General features: G+C 53.3%; 15 protein-coding genes. 11 read left to right on the top strand and 4 right to left on the bottom strand.

From position 1 onward, the window contains the following. Positions 1-242: 242 nt before the first annotated feature. The 7 genes from M2108_RS05375 to M2108_RS05345 all read left to right on the top strand — a co-directional run bounded on the left by M2108_RS05375 (position 243) and on the right by M2108_RS05345 (position 8,739). On the top strand, positions 243-1,139 hold the full coding sequence (locus M2108_RS05375) for a carbohydrate ABC transporter permease (protein ID WP_277468036.1): 897 nt from the start codon (positions 243-245) through the stop codon (positions 1,137-1,139). An 84-nt stretch (positions 1,140-1,223) separates the two neighbouring features. Further along, complete coding sequence (locus M2108_RS05370; protein ID WP_277468315.1) at positions 1,224-2,045, top strand: carbohydrate ABC transporter permease; 822 nt, start codon at positions 1,224-1,226, stop codon at positions 2,043-2,045. A gap of 47 nt (positions 2,046-2,092) precedes the next feature. Beyond that, complete coding sequence (locus M2108_RS05365) at positions 2,093-3,856, top strand: sensor histidine kinase (RefSeq protein WP_277468037.1); 1,764 nt, start codon at positions 2,093-2,095, stop codon at positions 3,854-3,856. Beyond that, a complete protein-coding gene (locus M2108_RS05360) occupies positions 3,831-5,492 on the top strand; it encodes a response regulator (protein ID WP_277468038.1) in 1,662 nt (553 codons plus the stop codon). Before M2108_RS05365 ends, M2108_RS05360 begins: the two co-directional genes overlap by 26 nt. A 92-nt stretch (positions 5,493-5,584) precedes the next feature. Beyond that, entirely contained in the window at positions 5,585-6,976 is a 1,392-nt protein-coding gene (locus tag M2108_RS05355) for an ABC transporter substrate-binding protein (protein WP_277468040.1), read from the top strand. A 174-nt stretch (positions 6,977-7,150) separates the two neighbouring features. Continuing rightward, positions 7,151-7,525, top strand: a complete 375-nt coding sequence (locus M2108_RS05350; protein ID WP_042200203.1) for a winged helix-turn-helix transcriptional regulator — start codon at positions 7,151-7,153, stop codon at positions 7,523-7,525. A gap of 74 nt (positions 7,526-7,599) precedes the next feature. Further along, on the top strand, positions 7,600-8,739 hold the full coding sequence (locus tag M2108_RS05345; protein WP_277468042.1) for an NADH-dependent flavin oxidoreductase: 1,140 nt from the start codon (positions 7,600-7,602) through the stop codon (positions 8,737-8,739). An 885-nt stretch (positions 8,740-9,624) separates the two neighbouring features. On the opposite strand, the gene pepT is transcribed toward M2108_RS05345, so the two are convergent. From pepT to M2108_RS05325, 4 genes are all read right to left on the bottom strand, one after another. Next, on the bottom strand, positions 9,625-10,857 hold the full coding sequence (gene pepT, locus M2108_RS05340) for a peptidase T (RefSeq protein WP_277468044.1): 1,233 nt from the start codon (positions 10,855-10,857) through the stop codon (positions 9,625-9,627). A 225-nt stretch (positions 10,858-11,082) separates the two neighbouring features. Next, complete coding sequence (locus M2108_RS05335) at positions 11,083-11,727, bottom strand: sortase (protein WP_277468046.1); 645 nt, start codon at positions 11,725-11,727, stop codon at positions 11,083-11,085. Positions 11,728-11,747: 20 nt separating this feature from the next. After that, positions 11,748-12,788 carry a hypothetical protein gene (locus M2108_RS05330; RefSeq protein ID WP_277468047.1) on the bottom strand — a complete coding sequence of 347 codons (1,041 nt, stop codon included), beginning with the start codon at positions 12,786-12,788 and terminating at the stop codon, positions 11,748-11,750. 470 nt (positions 12,789-13,258) lie between these two features. Continuing rightward, entirely contained in the window at positions 13,259-14,308 is a 1,050-nt protein-coding gene (locus M2108_RS05325; RefSeq protein ID WP_277468049.1) for an LLM class flavin-dependent oxidoreductase, read from the bottom strand. 271 nt (positions 14,309-14,579) lie between these two features. On the opposite strand from M2108_RS05325, the gene M2108_RS05320 reads away from it, so the two are divergent. The 4 genes from M2108_RS05320 (at position 14,580) to M2108_RS05305 (ending at position 19,914) form a co-directional block, all read left to right on the top strand. Then, the gene (locus tag M2108_RS05320) at positions 14,580-15,584 is read left to right on the top strand and encodes a LacI family DNA-binding transcriptional regulator (protein ID WP_277468050.1); all 1,005 of its coding nucleotides are present in this window, start codon (positions 14,580-14,582) and stop codon (positions 15,582-15,584) included. Positions 15,585-16,073: 489 nt separating this feature from the next. Next, positions 16,074-17,498 carry an ABC transporter substrate-binding protein gene (locus M2108_RS05315; RefSeq protein ID WP_277468051.1) on the top strand — a complete coding sequence of 475 codons (1,425 nt, stop codon included), beginning with the start codon at positions 16,074-16,076 and terminating at the stop codon, positions 17,496-17,498. A 208-nt stretch (positions 17,499-17,706) separates the two neighbouring features. Beyond that, entirely contained in the window at positions 17,707-18,822 is a 1,116-nt protein-coding gene (locus tag M2108_RS05310; protein WP_277468052.1) for a carbohydrate ABC transporter permease, read from the top strand. Then, positions 18,823-19,914, top strand: coding sequence for a carbohydrate ABC transporter permease (locus M2108_RS05305; RefSeq protein WP_277468053.1), 1,092 nt, complete (start codon positions 18,823-18,825; stop codon positions 19,912-19,914). It abuts the gene before it with no gap. Positions 19,915-19,928: the final 14 nt, after the last annotated feature.

The raw sequence follows: 19,928 nt of genomic DNA, 5'->3' as shown, positions 1-19,928 counted from the left end.
CGGTTCTGCTGTCTTCCATAAGTATACCTGCACGCCCGGCGCATCAGGGATGGATAAACAAGCACAGGAGAGGGGAGAAAGCGACTGAAATGGCTTATCTTCCGGCAGCTAATGAGGGAGCTTTCGGTGAAAAAGTGAATTTCTCCCCCTTAGCGCAGTCGCTTTCTCCCTAACTGTCTCCTGGCAGCGGGACGTATCATTAAGGACATAAGCGCAAGCCGAATAGACAGGAGGAACAATCAATGCATGAAACGAAACGTCAAATAAACGCCTGGACCTTTGTCGCGCCCAGCCTGCTGCTGACGCTGATTTTTGGGGTGTACCCGATTTTCTGGGCGCTCAAGTATATGTTCTATGATTATCAGGGCTTCGGAACCCCGCTCTTCATCGGACTGGATAACTTCGAGCGGCTATTCCGGGATAAGGATTTCTGGCATTCCGTAGTCAACACCTTCATCTACGCGGGCGGCAAGCTGATCATTACGATCCCGCTGTCCTTTATCCTTGCTGTCATCCTCAACCGTGCCCTGAAGGGCCGCCAGCTGCTGCGGGCGATCTACTTCCTGCCTACCGTGATCAGTGCATCGGTAATGGCGATCGTATTCTATGTTATTTTCAACTCCTATAACGGCATGGTGAACCAGCTGCTGATGGGTGCCGGAATTGTATCCGCTCCCATTGACTGGCTCGGTGCCAAATATGCTTTGCTGACAGCAATCATTATCGCAATCTGGGGTGCGGTCGGAAACTATATGCTGCTCTTTATCGCGGGGCTGCAGAACATTCCGGAGGATCTTTATGAAGCGGCTTCCATCGACGGGGCGGGACCGCTGCGCAAAATGTGGAGCATCACCGTTCCCATGCTGGGACCTGTGCTGCAGATGATTATCATGCTGGCGATCACCGTATCGCTGAAGGGCTACGAGAGCATTATGGTATTGACCGAAGGCGGACCTTACGGCAAAACGGAAGTCATGTACCTCTATCTGTACAAGCTGTTCTTCCCGGTATCAAGCGGAGGCTCAAGTATCCAGCAGTTCGGCTACGGAAGCGCGGTCGGTTTTACAACGGCGGTTATCGTCGGTCTGATCACCCTGATTTACTTCTACGTCTCCAAGAAACTGAATGATATCTATTAAAAGAGAGGAGAATGAACAGTGAGCACATTTCAAGCGGAAACAAAACTGGCCTCGGCGCCTGCGAGTAACGTCAAGACCAAAGCCATGCTGTCCCGGGTCCTGCTGTGGATTTTTCTGCTGCTGGTAGCAGCCTTTGCCTTATTCCCGATTATTCTGGCCATGTTCGGGTCGATGAAATCGAATCTGGAGCTGACGACAGGAACCTCCCTGCTGCCGAAGGAATGGAAATTCTCCAACTATGCGCAAGCCTGGAACTCGGCTAATTTTGCCCGGTTCACCTGGAACAGCGTGTTCATCAGTACCTTTACAACGATAGGAACTCTATTAATAGGAACAATGGCCGCCTATGCGGTTGCGAGAGTGGATTTCTACGGAAAAAGGCTGTATGTGATCATTCAGTCCTGCACCCTGTTCATTTCCATCGGTGCTGTTGTCCTTCGTCCGCAATTTGACCTTATGGTCGCCCTCCATCTGCAAAAATCGCTCTGGGGCGTTATCATCATCCTGATCAGCGCCCATGCGACAGCCTTTTTCATGCTGATCGGCTTTGTCCGGGCCATCCCGAAGGAGCTGGATGAAGCGGCATTTATTGACGGCTGTAACTTCTATAGCGTATACTTTCGTGTTATCTTGCCGCTCCTGACACCGGCGCTGGGAGTAACGGCGCTCTGGACCTTCCGCGGGGCGTGGAATGAATACATCCTGCCGCTGGTCTTTACGATGACCCAGCCGGCCCTGCAGACGCTGACCGTAGGTCTGGCCGGCCTGAAGTACGGTGTCGGAGATGCGGCCCAGCCGCAATTGATGCTCGCCGGTGCATGCTTGTCCATGCTGCCGATGATTATCGTCTATATTTTTGCCAACAAATCGTTTATGCAGATGACTGCTGGTTCCGTTAAGGGCTAAGTGACCTATAGGCTCCGATACAGCCAGCCGACAAAGGATGGGGAAATATGCTGAAGGCCTGGCTGTACCGGACCTCACTGAAGAAAAGAATATGGCTGTCCTTCACCGCACTGACAGTCTTCTGTATTTCCATAACCGGCTTCGGGGCTTATTCCATTGCTTCCAGGGCAATGGAGCGCAACTCCACCGACCTGAACCGCAATGTGCTGAACCAGTCGGTCAATGTGCTCGACCAGAAGCTGAAGCAGATCATTGTAGCTTCCTCGACCATTATGCTGAGCGATGCCTATAAACAGACTATCAGAGATGTACAAGCGAATAATACAGACCGGTACTTTGCCAATTTCTCCGTGCTGCAGAACCCCTTTACCCAGGCGGAGCTGACGGAAAATTCCATTGAATCGATTCTGATCAGTACGCCCGGCGGAGATTTCTATTCCGCCGGCAATCTGCGTAGAACAGCGACTCCATTTATGGAGTCTTTGCTGTATCAGCGGATAAGGGAGAATCCGGAGTCGAATTGGGTGGAGAGTCACCCGGACGAGCTGTTTGCCGGAGAGCATCAGGTCATCTCCCTGCTGCTGCAGCCGCTTACGGAGAATTATGTGCCCGATGTATTCCTTGCTGTCAATGTGAAGGAGGATATCCTTGAAGATACGGTCAGCGGCGGGGCTAGTCTGGGCAGTGCCAAGTTCATGCTGATCAACAGGTCGGGAGACAGTGTCTTCGGGGATAAAGAGCGTCCGGACTGGTCACGCTCGGAGGACTTCATGAACCGGCTGCTGAAGGAGGACAGCGGAAATTTCGAGTATTCCTCCGGGGGCAGAACCATGCTGGTCAGCTATGCCGAATCGGGCTATGCAGACGACTGGCTGCTGGTCAGCTACCTGTCCAAGAAGGAGCTGCTGCAGCCGGTCCGCAGCATCCAGTGGCTGGTGGTGATGATAATGGCCGGCTGCATCGTGATTGCCCTGCTGCTGTCCAGAACCCTGTCGGCCCTCTTGCTCGGGCCGCTGCTGAAGCTGCAGAAAACAATGTCGCGGGTCGAGCAGGAGGATCTGGGTGCCCGCTTCGAGAGCCCGTTCCAGGATGAAATCGGGGACGCCGGACGTAAATTCAACCAGATGCTGGACCGGATCGGCGAGCTGATTGTAGAGGTCAAGGATACAGAGAAGGAGAAGCGCAAGGCCGAGATCAAGACGCTGCAGGCGCAGATTGAGCCGCACTTTTTATATAACACGCTTAATACGATCTTCTGGAAATGTGAAATGGATGAATATGAGGATGTGAAGCAGATGGTGATCTCCTTGTCCGCGCTGTTCCGGCTGGGCCTGAACAACGGGCAGGAGATTACCACGCTGGGCCGGGAGCTGGAGCATGTCCGCCAGTACCTGAACCTCCAGCAGCAATGCTATGAGGGGCTGTTCGATTATACGATCACTGCCGCTCCGGAGCTGCTGGACCTGCCTGTGCTGAAGATTATTATCCAGCCCCTGGTCGAAAATTCGATTCTGCACGGGCTGAAGGAGCTGCGGGGAGGGGGAAGAATAACAGTCGCCGTGGCCAGAGAGGACGGGCAGCTTGTAATCCGGGTAACCGATAACGGGGCGGGCATGGACGCGGACAAGCTGAACGCCCGGCTGAAGGAGCCCGTCAGCAGCGGAGGTTATGCCCTGACCAATATCTGCAGCCGCCTGCAGATCTATTACGGCAGGGAGGGCGGACTCCTGTTCCGCAGCCGCCCGCATATCGAGACCGAAGCGGTTCTCTCAATCCCATTGGAAGGTGGAGTTTATCCTGAAGCACGCTGAACCCGTTAAATTATGCATCGTTGATGATATTCCGGCCGTTGTCCGGGGCCTGTCGCAGCGGATTCCCTGGGAGGAGCACGGCATTACCGTGGCAGCAACGGCGGCCAACGGGGAGGAAGGGCTGGTGCAGATCCGCAAGCACCGTCCTGATATTGTACTGACCGATATCCGGATGCCCTTTACCGACGGGCTGGCGATGATGCGGACGATTCTGGCCGAGCAGCCGGAGATCAAGTTGATTTTTCTGACCGGCTATTCCGATTTCACATACGCCCAGGAGGCAGTGAAGCTGGGGGCGTTCGACCTGATCGTCAAGCCGTTTACCCGGCCGCAGGTGCTGGAATCGGTGCTGAAGGCCAAGGAGGTGCTGGAGCGCGAACGCTCCCAGGCCGAGCAGATGCGGGGAATGGAGCAGAAGCTGCGGGAGAGCCTGCCTTATCTGCGCCAGGAATATATGCGGCTCCTGATCCGTTACGGCAGCAGGCAGCAGCATCTGAGCCAGCAGTGGGACTTCTATGCGATTAAGATGAAGCGCGGAGATTTTTGTGTGATGGTGGCGGAGATTGATTTTTTCGCGGAACGTACAGCTGCGATGGCCGTGTCAGAGGTGGAGCTGATCCGCTTTGCAGTGCAGAATATTCTGGAGGAGACGGTCGCCGCTTATACCCAGGGCATCGTGTTCCGTGAGCATGTCAATCAGTTCGTGATTGTCATGAACCCGCCCGCTGCGCTTGATACGGAGCAGCTGGCCGAGAAATGCCGCGAGAATGTCTGCAAGCATACCTACCAGACGGTGTCGATCGGACTGGGCGGCGGCGTTGAGGAGGCCGGGCAGCTGTCAGTATCCTATGCCCAGGCCATGTCTGCGCTGACGAACACGTTTCTGACCGGAGGCAACAGCGTCTACCGTTATGTGGAATCGCCGGAGGCAGATGCCGCCCTTCCTAGATACTCCTATGATAAAGAGAAGGAACTCCTCTATTGCCTGCGTTCGGCCAATCTGGCCAAAGCGGAGGAGCAGCTGGACGGAATCTGGAATGAATGGGTCAGCTCTCCTGTCCTGCCTGATCCGGCTATCGTCAAAACGATGTGCCTGGAGCTGGCCCATTCCATTCACCGGGTCTTCTCCGACAAGGCCTCGGATACAGAAGTCAAAACACTTGAGAAAAAACTGGCCGATATGAACGGAGCCGCCTCCTTTGAGGAGCTGCGCCGGCAGATCCGCGAGTTTTGCCGCGAGGGCTGCTCCTATGTGCAAATCCGCCAGACCAGTGATGCGCGTGTGCTGGTGGAGCGGGCCATCGCCCATATCAACGGCAATCTGCACCGCAACCTGTCTGTAGCCGATTGTGCGAGAGAGGTGCATCTCAGCCCGAGTTATTTTTCCAACCTGTTCAAGAAGGAGATGGGCATGACGCTGGCCCAGTATATCATCAGCCGCAGAATGGAGAAGGCCAAGGAGCTGGTGCTTGAGGGCATGCAGGTGCAGGATATCGCCGTCTCGCTGGGCTATGAGGACCGGCCTTATTTTACAGAGTTATTCAAAAAATACACCGGGATGACCCCCACCGACTTCCGTTCGAAGTACAGTTCAGCCGTACAGCGAGGAAACAGTGATTTCGTCTCCCCTGAATAGTTGTTTTCCCCTTCACCCACATCAGGGCAGTCATTTTATAATTTTTATATGAAATGAATGCGATTACACAAAGAAAAGGGAGGTTTTTTTAGATGAAAAAAAATCACTTGATGCTGGCCGGAGCTTCGCTGCTGCTGGCGGGTTCACTGGCCGGATGCTCGTCATCCGCTAATACAAATGCTGAGGCGGAGGGCGGCAATGCTGCTGCTGAACAGACCAAGCTGGTCTACTGGTCCATCGACCGTCATGATTCCGATTTTATCGAGCAAAAGATCAGTGAGTACGAGGGGCTTAACCCAGATGTGGATATTGAATTTAAGGTAATGGCCGATAACTACGCCCAGTCCGTGGATATCGCGTTCTCCAGTAAGCAGGCGCCGGACATTCTGCGTGTGGATACAGGCAACGTGCCTACGTGGGTGAAGAAGGGCTACCTTGAGTCTTTTGACGAGTATATTACTCCGGAAATGAAGAGCCGGTTCGAGAACGTCCTTATTAATGAAAAGAATACCGTTGACGGTAAAATCTACACCCTGCCGAATATCGGCCAGTTCTGGCGTCTGATCTACAACGTTGACCTGTTCGAGAAAGCCGGTATTACCGAGCCTCCGACTACACTTGCAGAGATGGTGGAGGATGCCAAGAAGATTACCGAAGTTGGCAAAGCGAGCGGCGCATATGGACTTGCCGGTAACTTCAAGAGCGGCAGCGGCTTTGAGCGTATCGCTCATCCCATAACAACTCTGAGCAAGACAGAAGGGCAGGAGGGCTTCAACTTCCAGACCGGACAATTCGATTTCGGCATGTACAAGGAAACGCTTGAGGCGCTGCGCCAGATCGTTGAGGACGGCAGCATGATGCCGGGCTCGGAATCACTTGATATTGACCCGCTGCGCGCACAATTCGCCCAGGGTAAAATCGGAATGTACTTTAACCACTCTGTAGAACCGAGCGTGTACAAAACCCAGTTCCCGACCGAAATCCGCTGGGCAGCGGCACTGCCGCCGACCATTGACGGCCAGCAGAACGGTGCCAGCCAGGTTATCTCCGGCAGCTACCTGGCAATGAGCAAGGATTCGGCCAACAAGGAAGCAGCCTGGAAGTTCATCGAGTGGATGTACAGCGATGATGTTCAGATCGCCTATCAGGAAGGCGGATACGGCGTGTCCGTTATCCCTTCTGTAGCCGCTGCAGCCAAAGCTCCGGATATCCCGGGCATTGAGTACTTCCTGCCAACCAAGTTTGACGGAATCTATCCGGCTACTCCATTCGGTGCTACTGAAGGACGTCTGGAAGGAACCAAGAAGATGGACGTATTCAACAGATACATCTTTACCGGCGGAGACCTGGATAAGGAGATTCAGGATCTGAATACCCGATACAATGCAGCGCTGGAAAAAGCGGTTGCTGCGGGTGACACCACGGTTGAAGCACAGCCTGACTTCAGTGCAGCAAACCTGCAGGGAAGTTTGGTTACCGAGTAAAATCAGTGTAGGGACCGCAGGCCTTGGGCCTGCGGTCTTTGTGCTTCTATGGGCATATCCGGCGTGCTGCAGCGTGGTTTGATTTAGGTGGAGATACTAATGCGGAAGGCAGCGATGTGCAGGTGCCGGGTGTTTTGTAGTATGATAAGTAGGAATGAAAGGGGGCCGCATACCTTGGCAACGGAAATTAAAGACCGTATCAATCTGCAGGAAATTAACTGCGAGAAGGAGCTTACGCTTGCTGTTATCGGCGGCAAATGGAAGCTGATCATCCTGTGGCATCTGGGCCTTGAGGGCACCAAGCGCTTCAGCGAGCTGAAGAAGCTCATTCCCCATATTACACAGAAAATGCTGACCAACCAGCTCCGAGAGCTGGAGGAAGACCAGCTTGTGCTGAGAAAAGTGTATGCCGAGGTCCCGCCGAGAGTAGAATACTCATTGACGGATTACGGGCAGAGTCTGCTGCCGGTGCTTCGGATGATGTATGACTGGGGTAAGGATTACGGGAACAATGTCGTCTGGAAGAATAACAGCCAGACTGGAGAATAGCGCTGTTCGGGATATGGGCAAGATAGGTGTTAGGTTAAATGATATAGATGAAAATAATGGAGGGATTGTTCGAGATGCCGCAAACTGATTATCGTCCGCTGCTGGACTCGTATGAATTTATTAATGGGATTACTCTGCGTAACCGTGTAGTTATGGCGCCTATGACCAACTTTTCTTCCAATGAGGACGGTACGGTCTCTAAGCCGGAATTGGACTATTATATCCGCCGCTCCAAAGGCGCAGGTATGGTCATCACTGCCTGTGTCTATGTAAGCCGGGGCGGGAAGGGCTTCCACGGGGAGTTCGGTGCTGACCGCGAAGAGCTGATCCCGAGCCTGCGTCAGCTCGCTGCTGCAATTAAAGGTGAGGGCGCCAAGGCCGTGCTGCAGATTTTCCACGGGGGACGCCAGTGTCCGCCGGAGCTGCTGCCGGACGGCCAGACCGTCAGCGCAAGCGATGTTCCGTCAGAGCTGCCGGGCGGCGGGCATGGACCTGTACCGCGCACGCTGACTGACGAAGAGATTCAAGTGATCATCGCTGACTTCGGCGCGGCAACCCGCCGGGCTATCGAAGCTGGCTTCGACGGCGTAGAGATTCACGGCGCGAACGGCTATCTGCTGCAGCAGTTTTTCTCGCCGCACGCAAACCGCCGCGAGGACCGCTGGGGCGGAAGTCTGGAGAAGCGCCTGAGCTTCCCGCTTGCTGTACTGCGTGAAGTGAAGCGCGTTGTGAACGAGCATTCCTCGTCACCGTTCCTTGTCGGCTACCGCTTCTCTCCGGAAGAACCGGAGACACCTGGAATTACAATGGCCGATACGTTCGCGCTGATTGATGCGCTCAAGGAAGAGGGGCTCGACTACCTGCATGCCTCGCTTATGGAGCTGTGGTCGCTGCCGCGCCGCGGCACGGAAGATGAGCGGCCGAGAATCGAGCAGGTCGTCGACCGTGTGGGCGGTGCCGTTCCGGTGATCGGTGTCGGCTCGCTGTACAAGCCGGAGGATGCGCTGAAGAGCCTGGACACCGGCATCAGCCTGGTGGCGCTCGGCCGTCCGCTGCTGATTGACCCGGACTACGTGCAGAAGCTTGCCGAGGGCCGCGCCGGCGACATTAAGACTGAGCTGGATACGACAGCCCAGACTGAGCTGGTCATCCCTGACCCGCTGTGGGGCGCGCTTGTTAACACGCCGGGCTGGCTGCCGCTTAAGGGGCAGTAAGCCGGAGAGGCATTCCGCGCACCGGCCGGCCTGGGCGCTAAGGCGCTGATGGCGGCCAGCTGGTGCCGGTATCGGCTCGGCGAGCTGAAAGTGAGTGATTAAAGGGAGAAATCCCTTTAATGGAGCAGTTGGCAGCCCGGAAGTACCAGAATAAAGGGAGAAATCCCATTAATGGAGCTGTTGGTGGCCTGAAAGTGCCGAAATAAAGGGAGAAATCCCTTTAATGGAGCAGATGGCAGCCCGAAAGTGCCGAAATAAAGGGAGAAATCCCTTTAATGGAGCAGTTGGCGGCCTGAAAGTGCCGGATTAAAGGGAAAAATCCCATTAATGGCACGGCAGCAGCCCGCTAGCAACTCTGAGGACCGCTCCAGATCTGATACAAGTGGCGCAGCCCAGTCCAGTCCAGTTCCCTGGGTCCGGGTTACGGCCAGACTTGGTGCCTGCCGGGCAACAGGCGTAAGGAGATGGAACCCCTCAGGAAGTATAAAAAGGCATAAAACAGCCCCCCGCTGAAAGCATCCGCTTTTGCCGGGGGCTGTTTTATATCGTTTTTAGGAGCTATACATTTGAAAATCCTGCAAAACTGCCGACTACCACAGCTACCATACCTGCCACATATGCGTACCAGCTACAGCAACTGCCAGATTACTTTAACTAACCGGGATTTGGCCAGACTGCCGTAACTACTGCAATTTGTGCAACTCGCAGCAACAGCCGAAGTACCTCTGGTCCACTTACCCGCCGTAACCGCCGTAACCGCCGTAACCTCACCAGCAGCCCCAACCCGCTTGGACTGGAACTCAGACTATTATTGCAATTACGGCAACTACTAACGGACCAGCAACAAGCGCCATATCAGCCTGTCACATCCCAAGTGATAGATAGTTAAGCTTTTTCCTCAAACAGCTTAGCGATTTCTACGATTACATTTACAGCCTTGAGCATGACATCGACCGAAGCATACTCAAATTTGCCGTGGAAGTTCTCCCCGCCTGTAAAAATATTCGGCGTAGGCAGTCCCATATAGGACAGCTGCGAGCCGTCGGTGCCGCCGCGGATGGGGCGGATTACCGGTGTAATGCCGAGGTTTTCCATCGCTTCATGGGCGATGTCGACGATATGGCGGACCGGCTCGATTTTTTCGCGCATGTTGTAGTATTGGTCGTTCATCTCCAGCAGCACATTTTCATCGCCGTAGGTGGATTTGAACTCTTCAACAATGGCGGAAATATTCGACTTGCGGTTCTCGAAGCTTGCACGGTCAAAGTCACGGATGATATAGGCCAGCTTACTCTGCTCCGCCGTTCCCTGCATGGAGATCAGGTGGTAGAAGCCCTCATAGCCGTCAGTGAATTCAGGCGCTTCGCCGGCAGGCAGTCTGAGATGGAAGGCCATCGCGATTTTGGAGGAGTGCACCATTTTCCCCTTGGCGGTTCCGGGGTGGACGTTGACGCCCTTGAAGGTGATTTTGGCCGCGGCGGCATTGAAGCTCTCGTATTCCAGCTCACCAAGCGGTCCCCCGTCTACAGTATAGGCATAGGAAGCGCCAAAAGCGGCGACATCGAATTTATGCGGTCCGCGTCCGATTTCCTCGTCCGGGGTGAAGGCCACACGGATTTTACCATGCTTGATTTCAGGGTGGGCGACCAGATAAGCCATAGCGGTCATAATTTCAGCGATTCCGGCCTTATTGTCTGCGCCAAGCAGCGTTGTGCCGTCTGTGGTAATCAGCGTATGTCCTTTGTATTCAGGCAGCTCCGGGAAGCTGTCCACGGACAAAACAACATTCAGCTCCTTGTTCAGCACAATATCGCCGCCGTCATAGTTCTCGACGATCCGCGGCTTCACGTTGGCGCCGGTAAAATCAGTTGCCGTATCCAGATGGGCCAGGAATCCGATTACCGGAACTTCTTTGTCGGTGTTCGCAGGCAGGGTTGCCATAACATAAGCATGCTCGTCCACCGTAACCTCGGTTAGTCCAAGCTGCTGCAGCTCGTCCACCAGCTTGCGGGCCAGCTCCATCTGCCCCGGGGTAGACGGGCAGGTATCGCTCTCCTCATTGGACTGGGTATCCATCTGCGCATATGAAACAAACCGCTTAATCAGTTCATCCTTCATGGGTAGGTCATCTCCTCTTCATCTAAAAACATATAAGTATAGTGTACCCTATACCTGAGCCTGATAATTGCCGCAAAAACAGGCTGCCCGGGGTAACCGGTACAGCCGCTGCTTCTGCTTGCCGCAGTACTATATTATCATGTTCCGGGCGGGGACTCATCTTTTGCAGGGAGACTGCCTGATGGGGCATGTGCCCGCAGCCCGGTTCCGTTCTGCTGCAGAACTTTATTTCCTTTTGACCAGTGAAGCAGACAGTAGATACCGCTCCGGCGCCGGACCGGCATAGCCGAACGGATAGCAGGTGATTAGCGTAAGCACGGGGGTGCTGCTCGGCTTGATCGCTCCCCGTTCCTCCCCGTCTACGATCGTGCTGCCGGTCACCTCATAAATGAATGTTCCGTCCACCGTCTCCACTTCGATTAAATCATGTTTCTTAAGGCTGCCGATTCCGCGGAACACTGTATCCCGGTGTCCTGCGAGCACGCTGTTTCCGTCCTCGCCGATTGCTGCGCTTCCTGCATAGTGCCCTGCGCCCTTTTTTAGCTGCGCCCGCTGTGTGCCCTCAAGAATAGCGACCCTCCGCTCCAGCGCCGGAAAATAAATCTCCCCGATGATCTCTCCGTCGGCATACTCCGGCTCAGCACTTTTTGTCGCCGGGGGAAGAGAGACCATGCTGGGCGGTAAGGGGGTTTCATCCTCCTGAATGACGGGCATCAGGGCTTCCTCCCTCTTTTTGTCCCATTCTTCGAGTGCCTCGCGGGCTTCCGCAGGTGCTTTGAAGATCTGGAATGCTGAGTACAGCAACACGCACAAAGAGAGTATGAAAATCAGACGCACGGCGGCAATGACAAACCCCGGACGCTGCTTCATACTCTCCCCTCCAGCCTTTGTTATTTCTTCGAATTCAGTCTGCGCAGCAGGATGATACTAACAATGGTAACCGCCATACTGATCAGAATCAGGTTATACCAGGGTTCTGAAGTATCCGGCAGTTCATCGCCGCCTTCCGGTCCGGATAGCGGAAGCTCATCATCATCGATAACGACCTCCGGATCGGGAGAAGGTGCTGCTGTACTTCCGGCATCCACACTGCCCGGGCCCGGAGTCGATGCAGCTTCACCGTTATCTCCATCTCCCCCGCCCAGTGGAACAGGCGGAGTTGTGACAGTCACCTCACTGCCTCCAGGCGTAGCCGATGGAGTGGCAGCCGGAGTAGCCGATGGTACAGGAGTCTGAACTCCACCCGGATAAGCGGTGGCATCCGGAGTTTGGGATGGTGCTGCCGTCGGATTTGGACTTACCGTTGGATTTACCGTCGGAGTCGCCGTAGCTGTCGGAGTCGCCTCAGGCGTATTAATTGGCCCTCCGGTAGGATCTGGTGAAGCGGAAGGGGCCGGACTGGCAGTGGAAGACGGCTCCGGTGAGGCTGACGGTGACGGGCTAGGTCCCGGTGTCGGCTCCGGAACAGCGGAAGCAGTGAAATTAAAGGCCACACTGACGGCCTTGCCCTGAAACTCATTTCCTGCTTCAACAGGGAATACGACATCCATCCGGATGGTTTCCCGGCCTCCTCCCGGGAGTGTGCCGATGGCCACTCTTCCCTCCGCTTTGCTCATTACTCCTGAATAGAGCGTTACTCCCTCTTTTTGCAGCTTCATCTGCAGGATATCATACAGTTCGGCGTCTCCCGAAACAAATTCAAAGTCCACAAAATAATCAAACCGCTCTGATCCTTCGTTAATAACCGTATATTCTGACGAAACTGCATCTCCCGGCTGCATATTGTTCATCGCCGTTGTGCTTGTTATCTGAGAGTTGACAGTAAGCTTGATCGTATCCTCAGCGCTTACTCCTCCGGCATGCCATACAACACCGGTTATCACTAATAAAATATACGCGCCAATTATAGCGATAGGAACCTTCCTTTTCACCCGCCGCCCCCTTTCTTCTGGAACTCCGCGCTGCTCCCGCGCATCTCGACAAAAAACAGCCCGTAATCCGTTAATTCTTGCATGTCTGTCGAAAAGAGTGGTATTTTGGAGTACTACTATTGAGTTGCCTTGAATTAAGAATTTCAATACAAATCACGTCAGATGTGTAATGCTAAAGTATGTATGTTCGTTATAACGAATAATTAAAGTATAATCAATATACGTAATAAATAAAAACGTTAAAAATACGCTTATATACTTGAATTTAGTTTTATGAAGCAATTTATGAATGGTTTTCTTTGTGTAACTGCCTCGTTATAATTATTTCTCTGGTTTTCACTTGTTTTATTGTATTTTATTGAGAACATAATAGCGGCAGAATATAAAAAAAGCAGGACAATGATTGAAGGGAACTTAAAGATTTCCATACTCCATCATTGTCCTGCTGATTCATTTGTGATAATGCTGATTTAACTTTCTGTTATAAGCTCTGCTACCAGTTCGTAGGAACGCAGCCGTGCGGTATGATCGTAAATCTGGGAGGCGACGATAAATTCATCCGCATCAGTTTCTTCAAGAATCTGCAGAAGACGCTCTTTGAGGTAGGCTTTATCCCCCGCAATGGAATATTTCTGCTTATCAAGCAGCATGGCTCTTTCCTGAGGCGACCAAAGCGGCTCCATGTCATCAACCGGGGGCTGGAGCTTGCCGGTACGGCCCCGGATGATATTCAGGAATTGCTGCTGCTGGGAAGTTGCCAGCCAGCGTGCGGCCGCAGTTGTATCGGCGGCGGTAATGCCGAGGCCGACCATAACATGCGGCTTGTCGAGCACAGCCGATGGTTTGAAGCTGCTGCGGTACAGATGCAGCGCCGGCAGCAGATAGTCCGGAGCGAAATGGCTGGCAAAAGCGAACGGTAAACCCAGCTGGCCGGCCAGCTGGGCGCTGAAGCCGCTGGAGCCAAGCAGCCAGATCGGCACATTCAGCCCTTCACCCGGCGTGGCACGCACGCCAAGGGGGCGCGAGCCGGCACCGTTCGGGTCGAAATAGGCTCTGAGCTCGCTTAGCTGCTCAGGGAATTCGCTGCCGTCGCTGCCGAGGCCGCGGCGCAGCGCTCTTGCTGCAGCCTGGTCGGAGCCTGGCGCTCTGCCGAGGCCCAGATCAATTCGCCCGGGAAACAGCGACTCCAGCGTTCCGAACTGCTCGGCAATCATCAGCGGTGCATGGTTGCTGAGCATAATTCCGCCTGAGCCTACGCGGATGCTTGAAGTTCCGGCAGCCACATGGCCGATGACGACAGAGGTGGCCGAGCTGGCGATGCCGGTCATATTATGATGCTCCGCCAGCCAGAAGCGGAGGTAGCCCCACTTTTCGGCGTGGCGTGCCAAATCCAGTGTGTTTTGCAGTGAATCCGCAGCTGTTCCGCCCTCTATAATAGGAGCGAGATCCAGCACGGAGATTGGGATATCCCGCAGTTGCTTCACAATAACCCCTCCAGTGATGAGAATTAAGCAATTCATAAGCTTACAGCAGTATTTGCAGCTATAAATAAATCTACCCTAAAATTATAACATGAAATAATATTATTTACACACTTTAAGTAAGTTTGTGGCAGGCGGGAAGTGAGTACAGAGCTGTCTGATAAGCTTTTCAAAGTAAACCAACAGAACTCAATAAAGCCTGAATACCATAAAAAATAATTTTGAAAGCGCTGTATTTAGGCTATTGTAAATTAGCAGAGCCGCTGCTATAATCACCTTGAAAAGCTTTTCTAATAAAGGAAGTTAGTCTATGAAACCAACCATTAGAGATGTCGCCAGAATGGCAGAGGTATCGATCAGTACGGTATCCCGTGTGATGAATGCGCCTGAGACTGTCGTGCCGAGCAAGCGGAGCAGGGTGATAGAGGCTATCAAGGAGCTGAAGTATCAGCCCAATGCGTTTGCGCGCGGCCTGATCTACAAGAAGTCCTATACGCTGGGTCTGCTGATACCGGATATTGAGAACCTGTATTTTGCCGGAGTAATCCGCGGAATGCAGGATGCTTGTATCAAGCTCGGGTACAGTCTGATGATCTCCAACACCGACCGCGATATGGAGCGTACACTGTCTTACATTGATACGTTCCATGAGAAGCAGGTGGATGGAATTGTATTCGCCAGTGACATACTGTACCCGGAATATTATGAGAAGCTTACGGGCTGCAGAATTCCGTTTGTGCTGGTGTCCTCGCATTCCGACGAATTCGAAGTTCCGTCCGTCGAGGTGGATGATGAGCTTGCCGCCTATGATGCTGTGAAGTTCCTGATCGAGCTGGGTCACAAGGAGATCGGGATGATCGGGTTCAATCACGAGAATTCAGTGTCCGGACCGCCGCGTGCTGCCGGGTTCGTAAGGGCAATGACAGAATTCGGCCTGGAGCGGAATACCGGCAAGATCAAATACGCCAACCACCGTTTCGAGCAGGCCTATCAGGCCGCGCATGAGCTGTTCAGTGAGTACCCGGAGCTTAGCGCCGTATTCTGTGTAGCCGATGAGTTTGCGATGGGGACGATTTCGTACCTGAAGGACCGCAATATTCTGGTGCCGGGGCAGGTATCGGTCATCGGGTTCGACAATCTGCGGATGTCCGGGATGTTCATTCTGAAGCTGACGACCATTGCACAACCGATCTACCAGCTTGGCTACCGGGCCGCAGAGAAGCTGCATGAACTGCTGACCACAGGCAATATTGCTGTAATGAAAGAGCAACTGGAGCATAAGCTGATTGTAAGAGAATCCTCAAGGGAAAAATAAGCGTTAACCGCATACCCGTGAAACGCCGCTGCAATTATCGTAAATCCGATGCCCTGGCTGTTTCCGTCTTAATGTGAAAAGCTTTTCAAACCCTATACCGTCAACAAGGACCGCTTAAAGTAAGCTGTTCTCCACTCTTCACAAGCTAGTATCTTAACTCTGGCATGGATAAAAATGTGAATACCTCCTTCTGTATCAGAATCCGTAAATAATCAAAATTTAAAGCTATTGGAAACGCATATATTATATGCTAGTATGGAAATGTAAGCGCTATAATTATGTGGACAAAAATATCTGCGAACTAAAATAGGCTGGCAGAAGCCATCAGAAACATCAGCCAAGGTTTCATTCAAGAATCAAATAAAACAATTTAGCTCATTCTGAAAACCTTTGCAAGGAGGTGGATCAGCAGCTGTAGGGTGCGGATTCCGGAAGAGGCCGGAGCCTGATGCAATCTCTAAATACAATTATAAGGGGATGTATGTACAAATGAAAAAGACTCCAGGACGTAAGCTGTCACTTGCGATGGTGTTGTGTTTATCGTTCACAATGATGCTGAGCGGATGCGGCGGAAACAACAGCAATAATGCGGCGTCAACCGATTCGCCGGCTGCAACGGCAGCACCTGCTGCTGATAACAACAAGGAAACGACATCTACAACAGAGCCTGCGGCTGCCGGATCTCCGCTTGAGTTAGCGATGAAGGGTGAATACAAAGGAACCAAGGTCACGATGTTCGGGCCGTTCGTAGACGCTGACCAGGTGAAATTTGAGAGCAGCATCAAGGAGTTTGAGGAGAAGACCGGAATCGACATCCAGTATGAGGGCTCCAAGGAGTTCGAAGCCACCATTAATATCCGTGTTGACGGCGGCAATGCTCCGGATATCGCCGACTTCCCGCAGCCTGGGCTGCTCGCCTCCATTGCCAAGACCGGCAAGGTAGTGGACCTGACCGGAGTTCTGGATCAGGAGAAGCTCAAGGGCAACTACAACCAGAGCTGGCTGGATATGTCCACAATGGACGGCAAGGACGGCAAGATTATGGCCGGGATCTGGAACCGAAGCAATGTGAAGAGTCTCGTCTGGTACCCGAAAAAGCAGTTTGAAGATGCAGGCTATACTATTCCGCAGACGTGGGATGAGCTGATGGCCCTCACCGAGCAGATTGCCAAGGACGGCGATCCGGCCTGGGCAATCGGGATTGAGAGCGGTGCAGCCACCGGCTGGCCGGCAACAGACTGGGTCGAAAATATCATGCTGCGTACAACATCGCCTGAGAATTATGACAAATGGGTCAGCGGTGAGCTGCCGTTTACCTCTCCTGAAGTAAAGAATGCAGTAGAGGTTATGTCGAAGATCTGGCTTAACGAGGACTATGTGTACGGCGGAACCAAATCCATCGTAACGACCGCATTCGGCGATGCGCCGAAGCCGATGTTCGACAATCCGCCAAAAGCCTGGTTCAACCTGATCGGTAACTTCATCACCAGCTTCTTCCCGGAAACGGCCAAGGTGGACGAGGATTATGACTGGTTCTACCTGCCGCCGATTGATGAGCAGTACGGTAAGCCTGTACTTGTAGCGGGTGATATCTATGCCATGTTCAACGACCGTCCTGAAGTGCGTGCAGTTATGGAATTCTTCACCACCGGGGAATCCATCAAGAGCTGGGTGCAGTCAGGCGGCGTAATTGCCCCAATGAATGATGCTCCGCTTGACTGGTACCAGTCCGATTCCGACCGGCGGATGGCGCAGCTGGTGCAGGACGCTTCGACCCTGCGGTTTGACGGCTCTGACCTCATGCCGGGCAAGGTGGGTGCAGGTACGTTCTGGAAGGGCATGACGGACTATGTAAGCGGTACGGCCACATTAGATCAGGCGCTGGAGCAGATTCAGTCGGGCTGGAACAACTAAGGCCGGACGCGGCGGGCCGCAGGAAAGGCTATTACAATGAAGAGGGGCGGACCGCAGAGCCTTGCAGCCTGCCTCTCTTTTTCTAAATATAAGAATTTATATGTTTTACGCTATCAATAATCCTTATATTTCTCGCAGAAACGGTTACCGTCCCTTAAAGAACGGCATTGCCGTTTCTACTTGTCTTATAGGAGCAGGAGGAGCTAATATGGATGCGCAAATAAAAGCAAAGCCTGGGGTTAGTGGTACACAGGCCAAGCAGAAAATCAGCGTCAGGGCAGTGCTGCTATCACTGGGTGTGCTGCTGGCGAACATTGTGGTGAACGGGCTGATCTTCCTCTTTTTCCGTGACTCCACGCTTAATCCGCTGCTGACTGCCGTGTTGGCTGTGCTGTGGGGTGTATTGGGCGTTTATCTGATCTATTACACACTGACCTGGGCGGCTGAGCAGTATCCGGATCACATCCGCCGGAGGGTGCTGCCGTTTATTTTCGTCGGACCGGCTGTGCTTATTCTTGGCTGGCTGCTGATTCTGCCGGCGCTGCGGACGCTGTATTTGAGCTTTTTTAATGCTTCCTCGGAAAAATTTGTAGGCTTCGGCAATTATGCGGCGATCTTCAGTGACCGGCTGATGGCCACCGCGCTGCGCAACAACCTGCTGTGGGTATTTGTCGGAACGCTGGCCTGTGTGTGCCTGGGGCTGCTTATTGCCATTCTGGCCGACCGCAGCAGCTACGAAAAGATCGCCAAATCGATCATTTTTATGCCCATGGCTATTTCCTTCGTGGCCGCAGGCGTCATCTGGAAGTTTGTCTACTATTATCAGCCGGGGGATGAGCAGATCGGTCTGCTGAATGCGATGGTCACCTTTTTTGGCGGCGAACCGCAGGCTTGGACAAGTATGCTGCAGCCCTGGAACAATTTTTTCCTCATTGTCATCCTGATCTGGATGCAGACGGGGTTTGCGATGGTTATTTTTTCGGCAGCGATCAAGGGGGTTCCCGACGATATTCTGGAGGCTGCACGCGTTGACGGAGCCGGTGAAATCAAGATTTTCTTCGGCATTATGATACCGTTCATTTCCACTACCATTCTGACGGTGACCACCACCATTATTGTCTTTACCTTGAAAATATTTGACGTCGTCATGGTGATGACGGGAGGTCAATACGATACAGAGGTTGTTGCGACACAGTTCTACCGGCAGTTTTTCATGTACCGCAATTTCGGGTACGGCTCGACGCTGGCCATTGTGCTCCTGATCGCAGTACTGCCTGTCATCCTGATTAATCTGCGCCAGTTCCGCAAGCAGGGGGGATTTTAAATGGTCGGTAAAAAGAAAAGAAAAGGCGGCAAAACCCTCGTTAACATCGTCCTTGGCGTAATCTGTTTCCTCTGGCTGCTTCCGACACTGGGGCTGTTTATTTCCTCCTTCCGCCCGGCGGCGGATATTCTGCAGACCGGCTGGTGGAAGGTATTCCCCCATCAGGAGTGGACGGCGGGCGAGACGCTGCAGCTGTCCAAGGATGTGGATCTGCGTGAGCCGATTGAGGTGAACGGCAAGACCTACAGCGATGATGAGTTAAAAGCGGGCGTGAAGGCGGACGACAGCCGCCTGATCTGGGAAAACCGCCGGGCGCGCACCGTTAATGTGCAGGAGCAAGGCTGGAAGACGGTTCCCGAGCTGACGCTCGACAATTACAACAATGTCCTGTCCGGAAAAGAGTACACGCTGAAGGAAGCGGACGGCAGTGAAACGAAGCAAAAGGGTACGGGCTTATCCCAGGCCTTCTGGAATACGCTGACGATTGCCGTGCCGGCGACAGTCATCCCGGTGCTGATTGCCTCTTTTGCCGCGTATGCCTTCGCTTGGCTGCGTTTCCCGGGCCGCAAAACCCTGTTCGTCATCATTATTGCGATGCTGGTTATTCCAATTCAGGTCGCGCTGATTCCGGTGCTGAAGGATTACACGGCGCTGGGGCTGAACGGCAGCTATCTGGGGATCTGGCTGGCGCATACCGCCTTCGGCCTGCCGCTGGTTACTTATTTCATGTACAACTTTATCAGCCAGCTGCCCAAGGATTTGTTCGAGTCGGCATTTATTGACGGTGCGAGCCACTTTACCATATTCAGCAGACTAATTCTGCCGCTGTCCGTTCCGGCGCTGGCTTCCATTGGCATCTTCCAGTTCCTCTGGGTGTGGAACGATTATCTGGTGTCGCTGATCTTTATCGGCAACCAGCCGTCGGTGCAGGTTATGTCGATGAAAATCGCCGATCTGGTCGGCTCACGCGGCAATGATTGGCATCTGCTGACCTCCGCCGCCTTTATCTCGATGCTGATGCCGCTGGCGATTTTCTTCCTGCTGCAGAAGTATTTTGTGAGAGGGCTGATGGGCGGTTCCGTGAAAGGCTAACAGCGAATGGAGGA

It is taken from the genome of Paenibacillus sp. PastM-3 (genome assembly GCF_029893965.1).
Taxonomy (GTDB): Bacteria; Bacillota; Bacilli; order Paenibacillales; family Paenibacillaceae; genus Paenibacillus_AQ.
The sequence above is the reverse complement of the archived record's forward strand: the minus strand, read 5'-3'. Positions and strand labels throughout refer to the sequence as shown.

Excerpts from the sequence above, each read along its gene's own strand:
- M2108_RS05305 (WP_277468053.1), top strand. The coding sequence starts at position 18,823 with ATGGTCGGTAAAAAGAAAAGAAAAGGCGGCAAAACCCTCGTTAACATC.
- M2108_RS05370 (WP_277468315.1), top strand. The coding sequence starts at position 1,224 with ATGCTGTCCCGGGTCCTGCTGTGGATTTTTCTGCTGCTGGTAGCAGCC.
- M2108_RS05345 (WP_277468042.1), top strand. The coding sequence starts at position 7,600 with ATGCCGCAAACTGATTATCGTCCGCTGCTGGACTCGTATGAATTTATT.
- M2108_RS05315 (WP_277468051.1), top strand. The coding sequence starts at position 16,074 with ATGAAAAAGACTCCAGGACGTAAGCTGTCACTTGCGATGGTGTTGTGT.
- M2108_RS05320 (WP_277468050.1), top strand. The coding sequence starts at position 14,580 with ATGAAACCAACCATTAGAGATGTCGCCAGAATGGCAGAGGTATCGATC.
- M2108_RS05365 (WP_277468037.1), top strand. The coding sequence starts at position 2,093 with ATGCTGAAGGCCTGGCTGTACCGGACCTCACTGAAGAAAAGAATATGG.
- M2108_RS05375 (WP_277468036.1), top strand. The coding sequence starts at position 243 with ATGCATGAAACGAAACGTCAAATAAACGCCTGGACCTTTGTCGCGCCC.
- pepT (WP_277468044.1), bottom strand. The coding sequence starts at position 10,857 with ATGAAGGATGAACTGATTAAGCGGTTTGTTTCATATGCGCAGATGGAT.
- M2108_RS05310 (WP_277468052.1), top strand. The coding sequence starts at position 17,707 with ATGGATGCGCAAATAAAAGCAAAGCCTGGGGTTAGTGGTACACAGGCC.
- M2108_RS05335 (WP_277468046.1), bottom strand. The coding sequence starts at position 11,727 with ATGAAGCAGCGTCCGGGGTTTGTCATTGCCGCCGTGCGTCTGATTTTC.
- M2108_RS05355 (WP_277468040.1), top strand. The coding sequence starts at position 5,585 with ATGAAAAAAAATCACTTGATGCTGGCCGGAGCTTCGCTGCTGCTGGCG.
- M2108_RS05325 (WP_277468049.1), bottom strand. The coding sequence starts at position 14,308 with ATGAATTGCTTAATTCTCATCACTGGAGGGGTTATTGTGAAGCAACTG.